Source organism: Marinobacter xestospongiae, from assembly GCF_023156385.1.
GTDB classification, from domain to species: Bacteria; Pseudomonadota; Gammaproteobacteria; order Pseudomonadales; family Oleiphilaceae; genus Marinobacter; species Marinobacter xestospongiae.
In genome coordinates this window covers 37,193-53,268 of record NZ_JAKZAK010000018.1, presented here as the reverse complement: position 1 = coordinate 53,268, position 16,076 = coordinate 37,193, and the positions used below count along the sequence as shown (strand labels likewise).

14 protein-coding genes are annotated in these 16,076 nt (G+C 62.2%); 9 read left to right on the top strand and 5 right to left on the bottom strand.

Annotated features, from left to right (window positions below; genetic code table 11):
* The first annotated feature begins 5 nt into the window (after positions 1-5).
* Positions 6-1,541, top strand: a complete 1,536-nt coding sequence (gene lysS, locus MLD24_RS13705; RefSeq protein ID WP_248167178.1) for a lysine--tRNA ligase — start codon at positions 6-8, stop codon at positions 1,539-1,541.
* A 2-nt stretch (positions 1,542-1,543) separates the two neighbouring features.
* Positions 1,544-2,284 carry a uracil-DNA glycosylase gene (ung, locus tag MLD24_RS13700; protein WP_248167176.1) on the top strand — a complete coding sequence of 247 codons (741 nt, stop codon included), beginning with the start codon at positions 1,544-1,546 and terminating at the stop codon, positions 2,282-2,284.
* A 78-nt stretch (positions 2,285-2,362) separates the two neighbouring features.
* Here the strand turns inward: ung and MLD24_RS13695 are convergent, their stop codons facing one another.
* The 5 genes from MLD24_RS13695 to nadB all read right to left on the bottom strand — a co-directional run bounded on the left by MLD24_RS13695 (position 2,363) and on the right by nadB (position 6,707).
* Positions 2,363-3,196, bottom strand: coding sequence for an HDOD domain-containing protein (locus MLD24_RS13695; RefSeq protein ID WP_248167174.1), 834 nt, complete (start codon positions 3,194-3,196; stop codon positions 2,363-2,365).
* Positions 3,197-3,350: 154 nt separating this feature from the next.
* Entirely contained in the window at positions 3,351-4,331 is a 981-nt protein-coding gene (gene ygfZ, locus MLD24_RS13690) for a CAF17-like 4Fe-4S cluster assembly/insertion protein YgfZ (RefSeq protein ID WP_248167173.1), read from the bottom strand.
* Positions 4,332-4,389: 58 nt separating this feature from the next.
* The gene (locus MLD24_RS13685) at positions 4,390-4,830 is read right to left on the bottom strand and encodes a hypothetical protein (RefSeq protein WP_248167171.1); all 441 of its coding nucleotides are present in this window, start codon (positions 4,828-4,830) and stop codon (positions 4,390-4,392) included.
* Entirely contained in the window at positions 4,814-5,068 is a 255-nt protein-coding gene (locus MLD24_RS13680; protein ID WP_248167169.1) for an FAD assembly factor SdhE, read from the bottom strand. The genes MLD24_RS13685 and MLD24_RS13680 overlap by 17 nt, the downstream gene beginning before the upstream one ends.
* A 34-nt stretch (positions 5,069-5,102) precedes the next feature.
* The gene (gene nadB, locus MLD24_RS13675; protein WP_248167167.1) at positions 5,103-6,707 is read right to left on the bottom strand and encodes an L-aspartate oxidase; all 1,605 of its coding nucleotides are present in this window, start codon (positions 6,705-6,707) and stop codon (positions 5,103-5,105) included.
* A gap of 215 nt (positions 6,708-6,922) precedes the next feature.
* On the opposite strand from nadB, the gene rpoE reads away from it, so the two are divergent.
* The 7 genes from rpoE (at position 6,923) to lepA (ending at position 16,072) form a co-directional block, all read left to right on the top strand.
* The gene (gene rpoE / locus MLD24_RS13670; RefSeq protein ID WP_227172080.1) at positions 6,923-7,534 is read left to right on the top strand and encodes an RNA polymerase sigma factor RpoE; all 612 of its coding nucleotides are present in this window, start codon (positions 6,923-6,925) and stop codon (positions 7,532-7,534) included.
* A 56-nt stretch (positions 7,535-7,590) separates the two neighbouring features.
* A complete protein-coding gene (locus MLD24_RS13665) occupies positions 7,591-8,181 on the top strand; it encodes a sigma-E factor negative regulatory protein (protein WP_227172079.1) in 591 nt (196 codons plus the stop codon).
* A 13-nt stretch (positions 8,182-8,194) separates the two neighbouring features.
* Complete coding sequence (locus MLD24_RS13660; protein WP_344816410.1) at positions 8,195-9,229, top strand: MucB/RseB C-terminal domain-containing protein; 1,035 nt, start codon at positions 8,195-8,197, stop codon at positions 9,227-9,229.
* Complete coding sequence (locus tag MLD24_RS13655) at positions 9,226-9,693, top strand: SoxR reducing system RseC family protein (RefSeq protein WP_248167166.1); 468 nt, start codon at positions 9,226-9,228, stop codon at positions 9,691-9,693. Before MLD24_RS13660 ends, MLD24_RS13655 begins: the two co-directional genes overlap by 4 nt.
* 155 nt (positions 9,694-9,848) lie before the next feature.
* On the top strand, positions 9,849-11,204 hold the full coding sequence (locus MLD24_RS13650) for a DegQ family serine endoprotease (protein WP_248167265.1): 1,356 nt from the start codon (positions 9,849-9,851) through the stop codon (positions 11,202-11,204).
* Between the two features lie 189 nt (positions 11,205-11,393).
* Positions 11,394-14,120: a bifunctional diguanylate cyclase/phosphodiesterase gene (locus MLD24_RS13645; protein ID WP_248167164.1), complete on the top strand. Its 2,727-nt coding sequence runs from the start codon at positions 11,394-11,396 to the stop codon at positions 14,118-14,120.
* 149 nt (positions 14,121-14,269) lie between these two features.
* Complete coding sequence (gene lepA / locus MLD24_RS13640; protein ID WP_227172076.1) at positions 14,270-16,072, top strand: translation elongation factor 4; 1,803 nt, start codon at positions 14,270-14,272, stop codon at positions 16,070-16,072.
* Positions 16,073-16,076 lie beyond the last annotated feature (4 nt).

The window sequence follows — 16,076 nt, the reverse complement described above, 5'->3', positions numbered from 1 at the left end:
AAACCATGACTGAGCAAACGCCGACCGACGTCCAGCAGGAAGAGAACCGACTGATCGCTGAACGCCGCGCCAAGCTGGCGGAACTGCGGGAGCAGGGCTCGCCGTTCCCCAACGATTTCCGTCGCGATGCCACCGCTGCCGAACTGCAGGAGAAATACGGTGACAAGAGCAAGGAAGAGCTGGAATCGCTGGGTATCCAGGTGGCGATTGCTGGCCGTCTGATGCTGGACCGCAAGGCGTTCAAGGTGGTGCAGGACATGTCTGGCCGTATTCAGGTGTACGCCACCAAGGATGTCCAGAAAGCGACCAAGCACTGGGATCTGGGGGACATCATCGGGGTTCGGGGCACCCTCGCCAAATCCGGCAAGGGCGACCTTTACGTCACCATGGATGAGTATGTGCTGCTGACCAAATCGCTGCGGCCGCTGCCGGAGAAGCACAAGGGACTGACTGACACCGAAACCCGCTACCGTCAGCGCTATGTTGACCTGATGACCAACGAGGACAGCCGCCGGGTGTTCCTGGCACGGTCCCGCATCATCAACTGCATCCGTAACTACTTTGCCGCTCGCGACTTCATCGAGGTGGAGACGCCGATGTTGCAGGTGATCCCGGGTGGTGCCACGGCACGGCCGTTCATTACCCATCACAATGCCCTGGACATCGACATGTACCTGCGCATTGCCCCGGAGCTGTACCTCAAGCGTCTGGTGGTCGGTGGTTTTGAGCGGGTGTTTGAGATCAACCGCAACTTCCGTAATGAGGGGCTGTCCACCCGGCACAATCCCGAGTTCACCATGCTGGAGTTTTACCAGGCCTACGCTGATTTCAACGACCTGATGGACCTGACCGAGGACATGCTTCGGGAGACCGCCAGGGCTGTTGTGGGTGGTGATATCGTCAGCAATACCCGGACTCTGGCCGATGGCAGCGAAGAAACCATTGAGTACGATTTTGGCAAGACCTTTGAACGCCTGACGGTGGTGGAAGCCATTCTCAAGTACAACCCGGAGCTGACCGCTGAGCAGCTGGCGGATGACGCCAGTGCCCGCCAGGTGGCGAAGGATCTGGGCATCTCGCTGAAGGACAGCTGGGGCCTGGGCAAGGTGCAGATCGAGATCTTCGAGGAGACCGCCGAGCACCGGCTGATGCAGCCGACCTTCATCACCGAGTACCCCACCGAGGTGTCGCCGCTGGCCCGTCGTCTGGACAGCAATCCGTTTGTCACCGAACGCTTTGAGTTCTTCGTGGGTGGCCGGGAAATCGCCAACGGCTTCTCGGAGCTGAACGACGCCGAGGACCAGGCGGAGCGCTTCCGTGCCCAGGTGGCGGAGAAGGACGCCGGTGACGATGAGGCGATGTTCTACGACGAGGACTACGTCACCGCGCTGGAGTACGGCCTGCCGCCGACCGCCGGCGAGGGCATCGGTATCGATCGACTGGCGATGCTACTGACCGATTCGCCGTCCATCCGTGATGTCATCCTGTTCCCTGCCATGCGTCCGGAGCACAAGGCAGCCGGGTCACAGGCTGAGGACTGAGCGTGCATCCGGTCGCAACCCTGGCGGCTCAGCTGCGGCAGGACCGTGGCTGGTACCCGCACCTGGCGGCGGAGTTTGAGCAGCCGTACATGCGGTCGCTGGCGGAGTTTCTGGCCTCCGAAGAGGAGGCCGGCAAGGTCCTGTTCCCCGCCAGCCAGCACTGCTTCAATGCCCTCAACAGCACGCCGCTGGAGCAGGTGGCGGTGGTGATTCTGGGGCAGGACCCCTACCACGGCCCGGGCCAGGCCCATGGCCTGTGTTTCAGCGTCCGGCCGGATGTGCCACCGCCGCCGTCGCTGGTGAACATCTTCAAGGAACAGCAGCAGGATCTGGGTATCACCATCTCGGACCATGGCTGTCTGCAGCCCTGGGCGGAGCAGGGTGTGCTGCTGCTCAACAGCGTGCTGACCGTTGTCCAGAGCCAGGCCGGGGCCCATCAGGGGCGAGGTTGGGAGACCTTTACCGACCGCGTGATCGACATCATCAACCGTGAGCGGCAGGGTGTGGTGTTTCTGTTGTGGGGCAGCTATGCCCGCAAGAAGGGCAAGATGATCGACCGTGAGCGCCACCTGGTGCTGGAAGGGCCACACCCGTCACCGCTCAGTGCCTATCGTGGTTTCTTCGGCTGTCGCCACTTTTCCCAGGCCAACGCCTGGCTGCAGCAGCAGGGCCGGCCGCCGGTCAACTGGCAATTGCCAACCAAGGCAGAACTGCTGGCGCGCTATCGCAAACACCCTGAATAGCCTGTTGGCGATTTCGAATGGGACGGATACACAAACGGGCGCCAATGGCGCCCGTTTTGCTGTCTGGCGGGGCTGTGGTTACTGCAGCAACGCCATGGCGGCTTCCATCTGGGCGTTGAGATCTTCCTCTTCGCTCATATCGATCTCCGGATCGAGACCCAGGCGGTCGAAGGCGGAGATGGTGCTCCAGTCCAGTTCGGTCCAGGGATGCTCGCTGCCGGCCACCCGCTGCAGGTTGGCCACCATGACCAGGTCGGCGTAGTCGGCGCTGGGAACCTGACGCTGGAAGTTCTGGTATTCCTCGGGCACGGATTGCAGCTCTGCCGGGAAATCCCATTTCTTGAGGATCAGGCTGCCGATGCGGGGGTGCAGCTCCTCGATCACGTTGTCCAGCATCAGGCTGCTGATCTGCAGGTCCTGATCCTCGACATAGCGCAGGATCGGTAGCACGCCAATCAGGTGCACCAGACCGGCCAGGGTCGCCTGGTCCGGCTTGAGGCGGGTGTAGTGCTGGGCCAGCACGTGGCAGATGCCGGCGACTTCGGTGCTGCTCTGCCAGGTGGCGCGCAGGCGCTTGTCGATCATGTCGGAGGTGGCCTGGAACATCTGCTCCATTGCCAGGCCCATTGCCAGGTTGCTGGTGTAGGCCATGCCCAGACGGCTGACCGCCATGTTGAGGTTTTCGATGGCCCGCGCGCCCCGGAACAGCGGGCTGTTACAGACCCGGATCAGGCGGGCGGAGAGGGCGGTGTCGTTGCTGATCACCTTGACCAGGTCTGCAATGGAGGAATCGTCCGACTCGGCGATCTCGCGAACCTGCAGGGCCGCCTCTGGCAGCGTTGGCAGTACCAGTTTGTCGTTTTCGATGGCGTCGACAAGATCGTTCTTGATGGTCTCGGCGATGGTTGACATGGGCTACAGGTTCCTTGGCAAAGAATCATCGGAGGGACGTGGCAGCTGCCGACAGGCGAGTCTGCGGGGTCTATGTCACACCCCTGAGGGGCGTCGGTAAGACCCCCTAAGCTACCTTCATTTATAGCAAATTCTGAGTCGCTTGCCTGTCAACTTATGTATCTGGCTCACGCTCGGGTACCGGGTAGGGGAGTGGCATCACGGCGAGTTCCTGGCCACTCTCGGCCAGTTGCAGGGAACCCTGGGCCGCATCGTGTCGCAGGACTGCCAGTAACTCCGCGCTGCCATCGCTGAATCCGACCGCATTGACCACTTCGCCGACCGCCTTGTCACCGGCCAGGATCGGGGTGCCTGTGACGGGGGCAGCAGTGCCGCCCGAAGCCTTCAGGCGGAACAGGCTTTTCTTGAGCTGTCCCAGGAAATGCATGCGGGCAATCACTTCCTGGCCGGTATAGCAACCTTTCTTGAAGTGGACCCCGTTCAGGTGCTGCCAGTTCAGCATCTGGGCGACGTACTGCTCCTGGCTGTCAGGGGTCAGCGCGGGGACACCGGCTGCGATCTCCGAGGCCTGCCAGTTGGCGAGGGTGGTCAGACGGTCATCGCTGAACGGCCGGGCCAACTCGTCGGTGAGCGGGCCCTGCTGCCAGAACTCAAAGCGCGCCAGACCGTCCGCGGTGTCCTCGGTCCGAATCAGGTGATGGCCATGGATCTGGACGGTGTCACCAGCTGCTTCCAGGTTGGCATCTGGGGCCAGCCATTGGGCCCATTCCGCGCCCAGCAGACCGAGGATGGTGATGTTTTCGGCTTCCGCCATCCCGGTACCACGGTAGAGCATCAGGAAGCGCCCAAGGCGAGCCTTGATGACGTCGTCGGCGCAGTCGCGCTGGAGGCTCAGGAGGATGTCATCGCCGTCACTGACCAAGCGGAAAAGGGCATACGCGCGGCCCTTGTGGGTGCTGGCGGCGGCCCGTGGTGAGTGTGCGGCTGTCACCTCATCCAGGCTCTGGCTGAGCTGGCCGTTGAGAAAGCTGCGGGCGTCGGGACCACTGACCCGCGCCACCAGGTGGTCGCTGACAGCGGCGAATGCGGGGGTCGGCAGTGATTGGTCGGCCTGCGCCGGTGTCTTGTCGGTCATGTCGGTCTCCTTGCGAATGTACGTTGCCCGGTTACCGGGGATCTCTCCGGGGCAGCGGCTACCCCAACCTGAGCCAGGTGCGCAGGTGACGGAAGGGCTCCCGGGGAACGTTGCGGCAATGAGGTCCAAGATCCAGGAGCAGCAGGGTCTTGCTGCCTGATCTGGAGGTGAGTGGCGTCAGTTTCAAGAGCGCCAGGCGAGCGCTGATGCGGCTCTCGGGGCTGACGGTGACCGCCACTGGTGGCTGGCTGCCGTCTTCGGCCCACAGTTGCCCCTGGCGCAGGCTGAGGGTATGCACAGCCTTGCGGCCAAGCAGCAGGCCCTGACGACGAAATGCCACTGCCGCACCAGCCAGAGTCAGCGGCAGCAATACCAGTAACACGGCGGTCTGGGTCAGGCCAAGTGCCAGGGCAACAAGGGCCAGCACCAGCCAGGGCAGGGCAGCCAGCGTACCGGCTGCCCGGGAAGGCATCAGGGGCAGCTCAGTCCGGCTGGACACGGTTCAGGATCATGTCAACGATCCGCTGCAGGTCGGGGTCTTCGGGGCGGCTGCGTTGCATGAACCACTCGAACATGTCGGTGTCTTCGCAATCCAGCAGCTTGCGGTAGCGGGCCTGGTCCTCGGCGGGGAGGTCCAGGTAGACCTCCTTGAGGAACGGCAGCAGTAGCACGTCCAGCTCCAGCATGCCACGGCGGCTGTGCCAGAAGAGGCGGTTGAATTCGGTATTGTCAGACATCGGTGATCCTGTTCGGGTTCGGGGATGGCACGCTTCAGGGCGTGTCGGTCCGGTAGTTGGTGGGGACCAGCAGGGTATCCCGGACATCCGGAGACAGCCCTGGGTAGTCCAGGGTGTAGTGCAGGCCGCGGCTCTCGCGCCGTTGCAGGGCGGAGCAGATGATCAGGTCCGACACGGTCACCAGGTTACGCAGTTCCAGCAGATCGTTGGAGACCCGGTAGTTGGAGTAGAACTCGCTGATCTCACTGGCGAGCAGGTCCACCCGGTGCTTGGCCCGCTGTAGCCGCTTGGTGGTGCGGACAATGCCGACATAGTCCCACATGAAGTGACGCAGTTCATCCCAGTTGTGGGAGATCACCACGTCTTCGTCGGAATCCCGTACCTGGGATTCATCCCAGTCCGGCGCCGGCGGAGGTGGCGGGATGTCGCTCTCGCGTCTGGCGATGTCGGCGGCTGCGGCACGGCCATACACCAGACACTCCAGCAGCGAGTTGCTGGCCATCCGGTTGGCGCCGTGGAGACCGGTAAAGGCGGCTTCGCCCACCACGTAGAGTTGGCTGATATCTGCCCTGGCGCGATCGTCGGTCACCACGCCACCGCAGGTGTAGTGGGCCGCCGGTACCACCGGGATCGGGTCGCGGGTGATGTCGATGCCAAATCCGAGGCACTTCTCATGGATGGTCGGGAAGTGCTGGCGAATGAAGTCCGCGGGCTTGTGGCTGATATCCAGCAGCAGATGGTCGGCCCCCAGGCGTTTCATCTCATGGTCGATGGCGCGGGCGACGATGTCCCTCGGGGCCAGTTCCGCACGGGGATCGAAACGCTCCATAAAGCGGCTGCCATCGGGCAGCAGCAGGTGGCCACCCTCGCCCCGTACCGCTTCGGTGATCAGGAACGACTTGGCGTGAGGATGGTACAGGCAGGTGGGGTGGAACTGGTTGAACTCCATGTTGGCCACCCGACAGCCCGCGCGCCAGGCCATGGCGATGCCATCGCCGGAGGCGCCGTCCGGATTGGTGGTGTAGCGGTAGGCCTTGCTGGCACCACCGGTGGCCAGCACCGTGAAGCGGGCCTGAAACAGCTCCACGTGGTTGTTGTCCAGATTCAGAATGTAGGCGCCGACACAGCGGTTGCCGGGCAGCGACAGCTTGCGGTTGGTAATCAGGTCCACCGCCACCCGGCGGGACATCAGGTCGATGTTGTCGCGGGCCTGGGCCTGCTCGGTCAGGGTGGTGGAAACGGCGTGGCCGGTGGCGTCGGCGGCATGAATGATCCGCCGGTGACTGTGTCCCCCCTCCCGGGTCAGGTGCAGTTCGGCGTTTTCATCGCGGGTAAAGTCGACGCCGCTGTCCACCAGCCAGTCGATGCTTTCGCGGGCATTCTCCACGGTAAAGCGAACGGCGTCTTCGTGGCAGAGGCCGGCTCCGGCGTTGAGGGTGTCGCTGATGTGGTGTTCGACCGAGTCCTCATCGTCGAGCACGGCGGCAATGCCGCCCTGGGCCCACAGGGTGGCTCCGCTGCTGATATCGGCCTTGCTGATCACGGCAATCCGCAGGTGTCGGGGCAGGTTGAGGGCGACAGTGAGTCCGGCAGCGCCGCTGCCGATGATCAGAACATCGTATTCGTAAGACTGTGGCATCGGGTCGGGGTCACGGGCCATAATGAAGAGGTGTATTGAACTAAACTTTGCGCGTGCTGTCTATTTGGCCAGATGGGTGGCAGCCTTCTCCGTGAGGCTGTCGAAGCTCTTGATTGCTTTTCTGTTTCGCCGGATACGACATCAGTATGACGCTCTCGAACCGACAGATTTCAGGCCCTGTGGCCATCAACCGACGGACCCCTGGCAGCCCATCCATGACCCCGGACTCTGACCAGCACGGCGAGGAAACCTCCACCAGCCAGACGGATCTGCAACTGGTCCGCAAGGTGCGCAACGGCGACCGGTCGGCGTTTGATCTGCTGGTGATCAAGTACCAGTCGCGGGTTGCCTCCATCATCAGCCGCTACGTCTACGACAGCCAGGAAGTCATGGATCTGGCCCAGGAAACCTTCGTCAAGGCCTACCGGGCGATGGACCGATTCCGTGGCGACAGTGCCTTTTATACCTGGCTCTACCGGATTGCGGTCAACACCGCCAAGAACTACCTCGAAGCCCGTGGGCGACGTCCCCAAGGCAGCGCCGATTCGTCCGAAGCCGAGAACTTCGATGATGGTGTGCGGCTGCGGGACAACGCGTCTCCCGAAGGCCTGTTGCAGCGCGAGCAGCTTCAGCAGGCATTGCGTCAGGCGATTTCCGGGTTGCCGGAGGAGTTGCGGTCCGCCTTCCTGTTGCGGGAATACGACGGGCTCAGCTATGAGGACATCGCCCGGATTCTGGAGTGCCCCATCGGTACCGTACGGTCGCGGATTTTCAGGGCCCGGGATGCGGTGGATCGACAACTTGGGCCCCTGCTGGAGGGGCGCTGAGGACATGTGTATGAATCAAACGCCGATACGGCAAGTGGTAAGCGAGGTGCCATTCCATGGATGAACGTCTGAAGGAATCACTCTCAGCCATGCTGGACGACCAGGCCGATGAGCTGTCGGTCCGGCGTGTGCTTGCCTGCCCCGACCAGGACGAGGTGCGGGCGCAGTGGCAGCGGTGGCAGACCGTGCGTGACCTGCTCCATGACGGTCACGGGTCTGACGGTATCAACACTGACGCTATCGACATCAGTGCCCAGGTGCGGCAGGCCCTGCACGGACCGCAGGTTGATGAAACCGATGCTGCCACGAATGTGGCTGTTGCGGTGACCGGTGACCGGCGCAAGAACTGGCACTGGACAGCGGTAGCGATGGTGTTTGCCGGCTTGCTGGTGGGTTTTGGCATGGGCAGCAGTTGGGGCCCCTACAGCGCCGACGGCTATGTGCCGGTGGTCAGCGAACAGCCCCGTGGTGCAGGTGTTGGTGCCGGTGTTGCGGTACCGGAGGTTGCCCTGCAGCGGCTGGATGATGCGCAGTGGGAGCAGCTGAGCCGCTACCTGCTGGAGCACGCCCAGCATAACAGCGTGGCCGCGGGCCGTGGCGCGGTGGGGTATGCCCGCCTGGCCAGTGTTTCCGCGCCGGCTTACTGAGATCTTGGTTGGTATGAGTAACTATGTAATCAGCTCTGTGTCCTGGGGCTTCCGCTGTCGGCGGTGGGCCCTGTGGCTGCTGGTGATGGTGACGCTGCCATCGCTGGCCTCGGCGTCGTCAGCGGCTGGTGACGACGCCGAGGCCTGGCTGTCTCGGCTGGGGCCGGCGTTGAACATGACCACCTATCGGGGCGTGTTCGTGTATTCCCGGGGCGACCAGGTCAGCTCCATGCGCATTGCCCATCGTTACCGCGACGGTCAGGTGGAGGAGCGCCTGGTGCAGCAGGATGGCGCCAGTGGTGAAATTGTTCGCAAGGGCACGCAGGTGGTGTGCGTTTTGCCTGATCATGGTCGGGTCAAGCTGGATCAGGTGACCCCCTCCGGGCCGTTTGCCGATACCTTCGCCAGCCAGCGGGTCTTGACCCGGGACTGGTATCAGCCCCAGTTGCTTGGTGAGGACCGGGTGGCCGGCTACAGCGCCAAGGTGGTCGGCCTGAATGCCCGCGATGGCGACCGGTACAGCTACCGGTTGTGGCTGGAGAAAGACACTGGACTGCTGCTCAAGAGCCATGTCCGGGGGCAGGACGGCAGCGTACTGGAGAGCTTTCAGTTTACCGATCTGGAGATTACCGACTCACTGCCAGACAGTGAGTTCGAGATACAGCTGGATGGTCAGGAAATCCGCCAACGGGTCCCGCCGGCGACAGCAGGCGAGGCACCGCCGCCCCGCATGGATGGCTGGTATCTGGGCTGGCGGCCGGATGGATTCCTGCCGGCTGCGGCGCCGGTATCCGGAGATGGGCAGGCGGTGGCATTCTCTGATGGCCTGGCGGCGTTTTCGGTGTTCGTTGAGCCCGCCGGACGTCTGGATATGCCCACCGGGGCGTCTCGCATCGGTGCGACAACCGCCTACATGCGCCCGTTGGAAGCCGGTGAGCAAGCCTTTCTTGTGACGGTCATTGGCGAGATTCCGCCGCAGACCGCGATGAAGGTCGCGGAATCCGTCGCGGTGCAGGACGCCGGAGCCTTTGGAGCCGCGGCGCCATGATCACCGAGTCTGGCCAGGTGGTGGCTGAGCAGGGCGATCAGGTGTGGGTGCAGACCATTCGCCAGAGTGCCTGCCAAAGCTGTCGGGCCCGTCAGGGGTGTGGCCAGAAACTGCTGGCGGAAGTCAGCGGTGGTCGTGCCAATCAGGTGGCGGTGGATAACCACCTGGGCGCCAGGGTGGGAGACCGGGTGACTCTGGGGATTCCGGAAGCGGCGTTGCTGCAGGCGTCGTTGCTGGTCTACGGCCTGCCCCTGGTGCTGTTTGTGGCAGGCACCCTTTGCGGTGACTGGTTGCTACCCAACGTGGACGGTGCGGCGGTGGTTTCCGGTCTGGCCGGCCTGGGCGTGGGCTTTGTGCTCGCCCGGCGGCGGGGGCGGCGGTTGTCTGCTCAGGCCTGTCCGCGGCTGCTCCGCATCGACGCGGGCCACGATCAGGTTCTGACGATAAATCCTACTGATCCGTAAGTTGAAAATTGCTGCTCCGGACACAGAATAGGTAAGCAGAACAAATCACTGGGGAGTTCGAGATGTCAAGATCTTGGTTTGAATCTGTGGTTTCCTGCCGACACCCTCACGCAGTTTTTGCGCTGCTGCTGTTTTCCCTGGCATCGCTGTTGGCGATGCCTGCCTCCGCCGCCCGTGGGCTGCCGGATTTTACCGACCTGGTTGAGGACAACGCCGATGCCGTGGTGAACATCAGTACCACCCAGGCACCTTCCGCCCAAGGGCGTCGCCTCCCCTTCAATCAACGCCAGTTTGAGCAGTTACCGGAGTTCTTCCAGGACTTTTTCGGTGGTCATGGCGCGCCCTTCGGTCGCGGGCCGGGACAGTCAGCGCCCCGGCAGTCCATGGGCTCTGGCTTCATCGTTTCGTCGGATGGCTACGTGCTGACCAATAACCATGTGGTGGAAGGCGCGGACGAGATAGTGGTGCGCCTGAGTGACCGCCGCGAACTCAATGCCACCCTGGTGGGTACCGATCCACGTTCGGACCTGGCGGTGCTCAAGATCAATGACGGTGACGATCTGCCGGTGGTGCAGATCGGTCGCTCCAGCGATCTGAAGACCGGCGAATGGGTGCTTGCCATCGGCTCCCCGTTTGGCTTTGACTATACCGCAACTGCGGGCATTGTCAGTGCCCTGGGGCGTTCGCTGCCATCAGAGAACTACGTGCCGTTCATCCAGACCGATGTGGCCATCAATCCGGGTAATTCCGGTGGGCCGCTGTTCAATCTGGACGGTGAAGTGGTGGGGATCAATTCCCAGATCTACACCCGCTCTGGTGGCTTTATGGGGGTGTCTTTTGCCATTCCCATCGACGATGCCATGAACGTGTTCCGTCAGCTGCGCGACAGCGGCTCCGTGTCTCGCGGCTGGTTGGGCGTGCTGATCCAGGAGGTCAACCGGGATCTGGCCGAGTCGTTCGGTCTGAGCCGACCGCGTGGTGCCCTGGTGGCGGAAGTGATGCCAGGATCACCGGCAGAGCGGGCCGGGCTGAGGGCTGGTGACATCGTGCTTGCCTACGAGGATGACGAGATCAGTCTTTCCTCGGATCTGCCGCCGATGGTCGGGCGTACCCCGGTGGGCGAGTCCGCCATACTGGACGTGCTGCGCGGCGGTGACCGGATTGAGCTGGAGGTCACCATCGGCCAGTTGCCCGATGAGGGGGGCAGCAACACCGGAGCGCCGGCCCAGGGATCGTCCACCGCGCCGCTGGGGCTGGTGATTGAGTCACTGCCGGATAAACTCCGCAACGACCTCGGCATCGAAGGTGGTGTGGTGGTCACCGACGTTGGCCGTGGTGCGGCGCTGGATGCCGGCATCCGGCCGCGGGATGTCATCACTGAGATCAATCGTCAGCCGGTGACCTCCGTCAGTGAGTTCCGCTCTGCCATCAGCGATCTGCCCCAGGGCAAGGCGGTGTCGGTCCGGGTCATTCGCCAGGGTCGAGCTATCTACCTGGTGATGAAACCCTAATCCGGCGTATGAGAAGCAGTCCCCGCTGGCTGTCGTCAAAGGCGACGGCCAGCGGGTCTTTTTGTTATAGTTGCAGGCGCTAAGGAGCCTGTGCCCGCCTGGATTGGTCGGCTCCCCCTCTGCCCATCGGCCACCGACCTTTAAAGCTCGTCGCGTTGCGCCCTATCGCCAAGGACCGGGACCACCGCCATGATGAATTCCAAGGATTTTTCCCTCGGTGACCTGTTGCGGGTTCGTCATGCCTGGATTGCCTGGTGTCTGTTAACCATCTGCCTGCTGGCCACTGCGGTGTTGTGGCATGTGTCGGTGCGGCTGGTTGAGGATCGCACCGAGGCCCGTTTCCGCACCCAGTCGTTGCAGCTGAAAACTGCCATTGAAGAGCGTCTGCTGAACTACGAGCAGGTGCTGGCGGGTTCTGCCGGGTTGTTTGCGGTATCGCCTGAGCTCAATCGCCTGGACTGGCACACCTACATTGAAAGTGTCGACATTGAGCGTTACTACCCGGGGATTCAGGGCATTGGCTATGCGGAGCGGGTCAAGTCCTGGAATCTTGACCAGCATCTGGCGTGGGCGCGGGGGCAGGGCATGCCGGATTACACCATCCAGCCCATCGGTGAGCGCGATGAATATCATCCGATCGTATTCATGGAGCCGGCCAGTCTCCAGAACCGACGGGCTAATGGCTACGACTCCTTTACCGATCCGGTGCACCGGCGGGCGATGGCGCAGGCTCGGGATCGGGGCCAGCCGATGATTACCGGCAAGCTGGTCCTGGTGCAGGAGGAAGTGGCCGAAGACCAGGCCGGTTTCCTGATGTATTACCCGATCTACCAGGGTGGGCGCACGCCGGATAACGCAACCGAGCGTCAGGCCCTGCTCAAGGGATTTGTGTTCAGTGCGTTTCGTATGAATACCCTGATTGACGGCATTGTCGGGTTGATTTCACCGTTTCTCGACGTGCGCATCTACGATGCCGAGGCGGCCAGCCGTGACGACTTGATGTACGGTTCCAACCTGGGGTCGCTGGACAACGAGTTCAGCTTTGAGAAGACCCAGCGCATTGTCCATGGCGGCCGAACTTGGTTGCTGCAAACCCGCTCCACCCCGGCTTTTGACTACCTGGCCTCGGACCCTCGTCCCCCCATCGTGCTGCTGGCCGGGGTCGTGATCAGTTTGCTGTTGTTTGCTTTCGCTCTCGTGCTGATCCGCTCGAGGTTGCTGGCGCAGATCAGCGCCGGACAGTATCGCGCCATCACCGAGGGCGCGGCCAATGTGACTCTGGTGCTGACTGAGGATGGCCGTGCCCGATACGTCAGCCCGTCCAGCAAGGACATTCTGGGCTTCGACGCGGAACAGGTTCAGGCCATGGAACTGTCGGCGCTGGTGCACGGGGAGGATTGGCCCAGGCTGGAAGCCGGCTTCCGCGAGGCCCGGTCCAGTTCGGGACAGTCTCTGCCGATGGTGCGGGCACGGGTTCGGGATGCCGGTGGCGAGTGGCGGGTGATGGAAGGGACCTACACCTCGATGCTGGCGGTGCCCGGCGTGGACGGGGTAGTGTTGAGTCTGCGGGACCTGACGCAGCTGAAAGCGGCCCAGTCAGAACTGCATCGACTGGCGTTCTACGACCCGCTGACCGGTCTGGCCAATCGCCAGCTGTTCCGGGATCGTCTCAGCCATGTGGTACGCAGCAGTCGGCGCACCGAAGAGCCGGCGGCGCTGATGCTGCTGGACCTGGATGGTTTCAAGCGGATCAATGACACCCTGGGCCACGACGCCGGAGACGAACTGCTGAAACAGGTGGCACGCTGGCTGACCGGTTGTGTGCGGGAGGAGGACTCGGTGGCCCGGTTGGGCGGCGATGAGTTTGTGGTGCTGTTGTCACGAATCAGTGGCCCGGAGGCCGTCGCCAAGGTGGCGGAGACGGTGCTCCGGCGGCTGTGCCAGCGCATCCGTCTCAATGAGCATGAGGTTGGTGTAACCGCCAGCGTTGGGGTCACCATGATTCCGTTCGACAGTGAAGACCCGAGTGCGTTGATGAAATACGCCGATCTGGCGATGTACCGGGCCAAGGAATGCGGTCGCAATAACTTTCAGTTCTTTACGCCGGCGATGAACATCAAGGCGGCTCGGCGCTTGTTGCAGCAGGAAGAGCTGGCCACGGCGCTGGAGGCTGACCGGTTCGTCCTGCACTACCAGCCCAAGGTGGATCTGGCGACAGAGAAAGTGCTCGGCGTAGAGGCATTTTTGCGGTGGCAGCATCCGGAGAAGGGGCTGGTGTCCGCGCAGCAGTTTATTCACCTGGCAGAAGAAACCGGAATGATCGTGCGCCTCGGTGAGGTCGCACTGCGCCAGGCCTGTATCCAGATTCAGGCGTTGGAGCGGGCCGGGTTTGAAGACCTCAAGGTGGCGGTCAACCTGTCAGCGCGCCAGGTCACCGACAGCGGTTTTCTGGACATGTTCCGTCAGGTAATCACCGAGACCGGTGTGTTTCCGGAACGGCTGGAGCTGGAGCTGCCGGCGGAACTGCTGAATGAGGACCCGCGGCGGCTTCAGGAATTGCTGGGGGCGTTGCACGATCTGGGGGTGTGCTTGATCCTGGACGACTTTGGCACCGGGGCCTGCTCGCTGGCGGCGTTGCAACAGTTGCCGCTGGATGTGGTCAAGATCGACGACCGCTTTATCCGCGATATCCCCTACAACGTCAGTGCCACCGACGTTGCCTCGGCAGTCATCGCGCTTGCCCGCAAGCTGCATTTGACGGTGGTGGCAGAAGGGGTGGAGACACCGCAGCAACTGAGTTTCCTCAAGTCTGCCGGATGCACCCAGTGCCAGGGTAACCTGTTCAGCCATCCGCTGGATGAGGATGCACTGATCGGCTTCCTGGTACGGCAGTATGAGCGGCCACTGATGTCCTGATCATGGCAATGGCGGGCGGTAACCGGTAGAATCAGCGCGTTGCTGAGCCCGCAGGGCATCCGCCGCCCTACACATCCCGGCGGCACGGTCAGGCGTCTGTCTGGCCATGCGGGCTCGTCTGTATCGTCCTACACGAGTACCCATTGTCTGTGACTGATCTTAGCCGAATCCGTAACTTTTCCATCATTGCCCATATTGATCACGGCAAATCCACGCTGGCAGACCGCTTTATTCAGATCTGCGGTGGTCTGACCGAGCGGGAAATGGCCGCCCAGGTGCTCGATTCGATGGATCTTGAACGTGAGCGCGGCATTACCATCAAGGCCCAGAGCGTCACGCTGAACTACAAGGCCCGTGACGGAATCGAGTACAAGCTGAACTTCATCGATACTCCTGGGCATGTGGACTTCTCCTACGAGGTGTCCCGTTCCCTGTATGCCTGTGAAGGGGCGCTGCTGGTGGTGGATGCGGGACAGGGGGTTGAGGCCCAGTCCGTGGCGAACTGTTACACCGCCATTGAGCAGGGGCTGGAAGTTGTCCCGGTGCTCAACAAGATGGACCTGCCCCAGGCTGAGCCTGAGCGGGTGGCTCAGGAAATTGAGGACATCATCGGTATAGAAGCGGCCGATGCGGTGCGTTGTTCCGCCAAGAGCGGCCTCGGCGTTGAAGACGTACTGGAAGACCTCATCAAGCGTATTCCGCCCCCGGCCGGAGAGATTGACGCCCCCCTCAAAGCGTTGATCATCGACTCCTGGTTTGACAATTACCTGGGCGTGGTGTCGCTGGTTCGCGTCACTCAGGGCAGACTCCGCAAGGGCGACAAGATTGTGATCAAGTCCACTGGCCGCGCCTGGAACGCTGACCGGGTTGGTATCTTCAACCCCAAACTGACCGATACCGGCGAACTGAGCACCGGCGACGTCGGTTTTGTGGTGGCTGGCATCAAAGATATTCACGGTGCGCCGGTGGGGGACACCATCGTGCATCAGAAAGGCGCGGAAGAGGCCACGCCGCTGCCGGGCTTCCAGAAGGTCAAACCCCAGGTTTATGCGGGTCTGTTCCCGATCAGTTCCGACGATTACGACGATTTTCGTGACGCGCTGGAAAAACTGACGTTGAACGACGCCTCACTGTTCTTCGAGCCGGAGAGCTCGGATGCCCTGGGCTTCGGTTTCAGGTGTGGCTTCCTGGGTATGCTGCACATGGAGATTATCCAGGAGCGGCTGGAGCGGGAGTATAACCTCGAGCTGATCACCACAGCGCCTACCGTAATCTATGAAGTGGTCACCACCCAGGGTGAGACCGTGTCGGTGGATAACCCCTCACGGTTACCGGATATTGGCTCCATTGAAGAGATGCGGGAGCCGATTGTCGAAGCCAACATTCTGGTTCCCCAGGAGCATCTGGGCAACGTCATCGCGCTGTGTGAGGAAAAGCGCGGAGTGCAGAAGAATATGCACTTCCTGGCGACCCAGGTGCAGCTCACCTATGAGCTGCCGATGGCGGAAGTGGTGCTGGATTTCTTTGACCGTATCAAGTCGGCGAGCCGAGGGTTCGCCTCTCTGGATTACCAGTTTGTGCGGTTTGATCCGGCCAACCTGGTACGGTTGGATGTGCTGATCAACGGCGACCGCGTGGATGCGCTGGCGCTGATCGTGCACCGCGAGCAGGCTCATTACCGTGGTCGCGCGCTGGTGGAAAAGATGAAAGAGCTGATTCCGCGGCAGATGTTCGACATCGCGATCCAGGCTGCGATTGGCAACCAGATTGTCTCACGGGTCACCGTGAAGGCGCTGCGCAAGAACGTCACCGCCAAGTGTTACGGCGGCGATGTCAGCCGTAAGAAAAAGCTGCTGCAGAAGCAGAAAGAAGGTAAAAAACGCATGAAACAGTTGGGTAATGTGGAAGTACCCCAGGAAGCGTTCCTTGCCGTACTGAAAGTGGACAACTAGGGAC

Excerpts from the sequence above, each read along its gene's own strand:
- lysS (WP_248167178.1), top strand. The coding sequence starts at position 6 with ATGACTGAGCAAACGCCGACCGACGTCCAGCAGGAAGAGAACCGACTG.
- MLD24_RS13695 (WP_248167174.1), bottom strand. The coding sequence starts at position 3,196 with ATGTCAACCATCGCCGAGACCATCAAGAACGATCTTGTCGACGCCATC.
- ygfZ (WP_248167173.1), bottom strand. The coding sequence starts at position 4,331 with ATGACCGACAAGACACCGGCGCAGGCCGACCAATCACTGCCGACCCCC.
- MLD24_RS13680 (WP_248167169.1), bottom strand. The coding sequence starts at position 5,068 with ATGTCTGACAATACCGAATTCAACCGCCTCTTCTGGCACAGCCGCCGT.
- nadB (WP_248167167.1), bottom strand. The coding sequence starts at position 6,707 with ATGCCACAGTCTTACGAATACGATGTTCTGATCATCGGCAGCGGCGCT.
- rpoE (WP_227172080.1), top strand. The coding sequence starts at position 6,923 with ATGACCCCGGACTCTGACCAGCACGGCGAGGAAACCTCCACCAGCCAG.
- MLD24_RS13665 (WP_227172079.1), top strand. The coding sequence starts at position 7,591 with ATGGATGAACGTCTGAAGGAATCACTCTCAGCCATGCTGGACGACCAG.
- MLD24_RS13660 (WP_344816410.1), top strand. The coding sequence starts at position 8,195 with ATGAGTAACTATGTAATCAGCTCTGTGTCCTGGGGCTTCCGCTGTCGG.
- MLD24_RS13655 (WP_248167166.1), top strand. The coding sequence starts at position 9,226 with ATGATCACCGAGTCTGGCCAGGTGGTGGCTGAGCAGGGCGATCAGGTG.
- MLD24_RS13650 (WP_248167265.1), top strand. The coding sequence starts at position 9,849 with ATGCCTGCCTCCGCCGCCCGTGGGCTGCCGGATTTTACCGACCTGGTT.
- MLD24_RS13645 (WP_248167164.1), top strand. The coding sequence starts at position 11,394 with ATGATGAATTCCAAGGATTTTTCCCTCGGTGACCTGTTGCGGGTTCGT.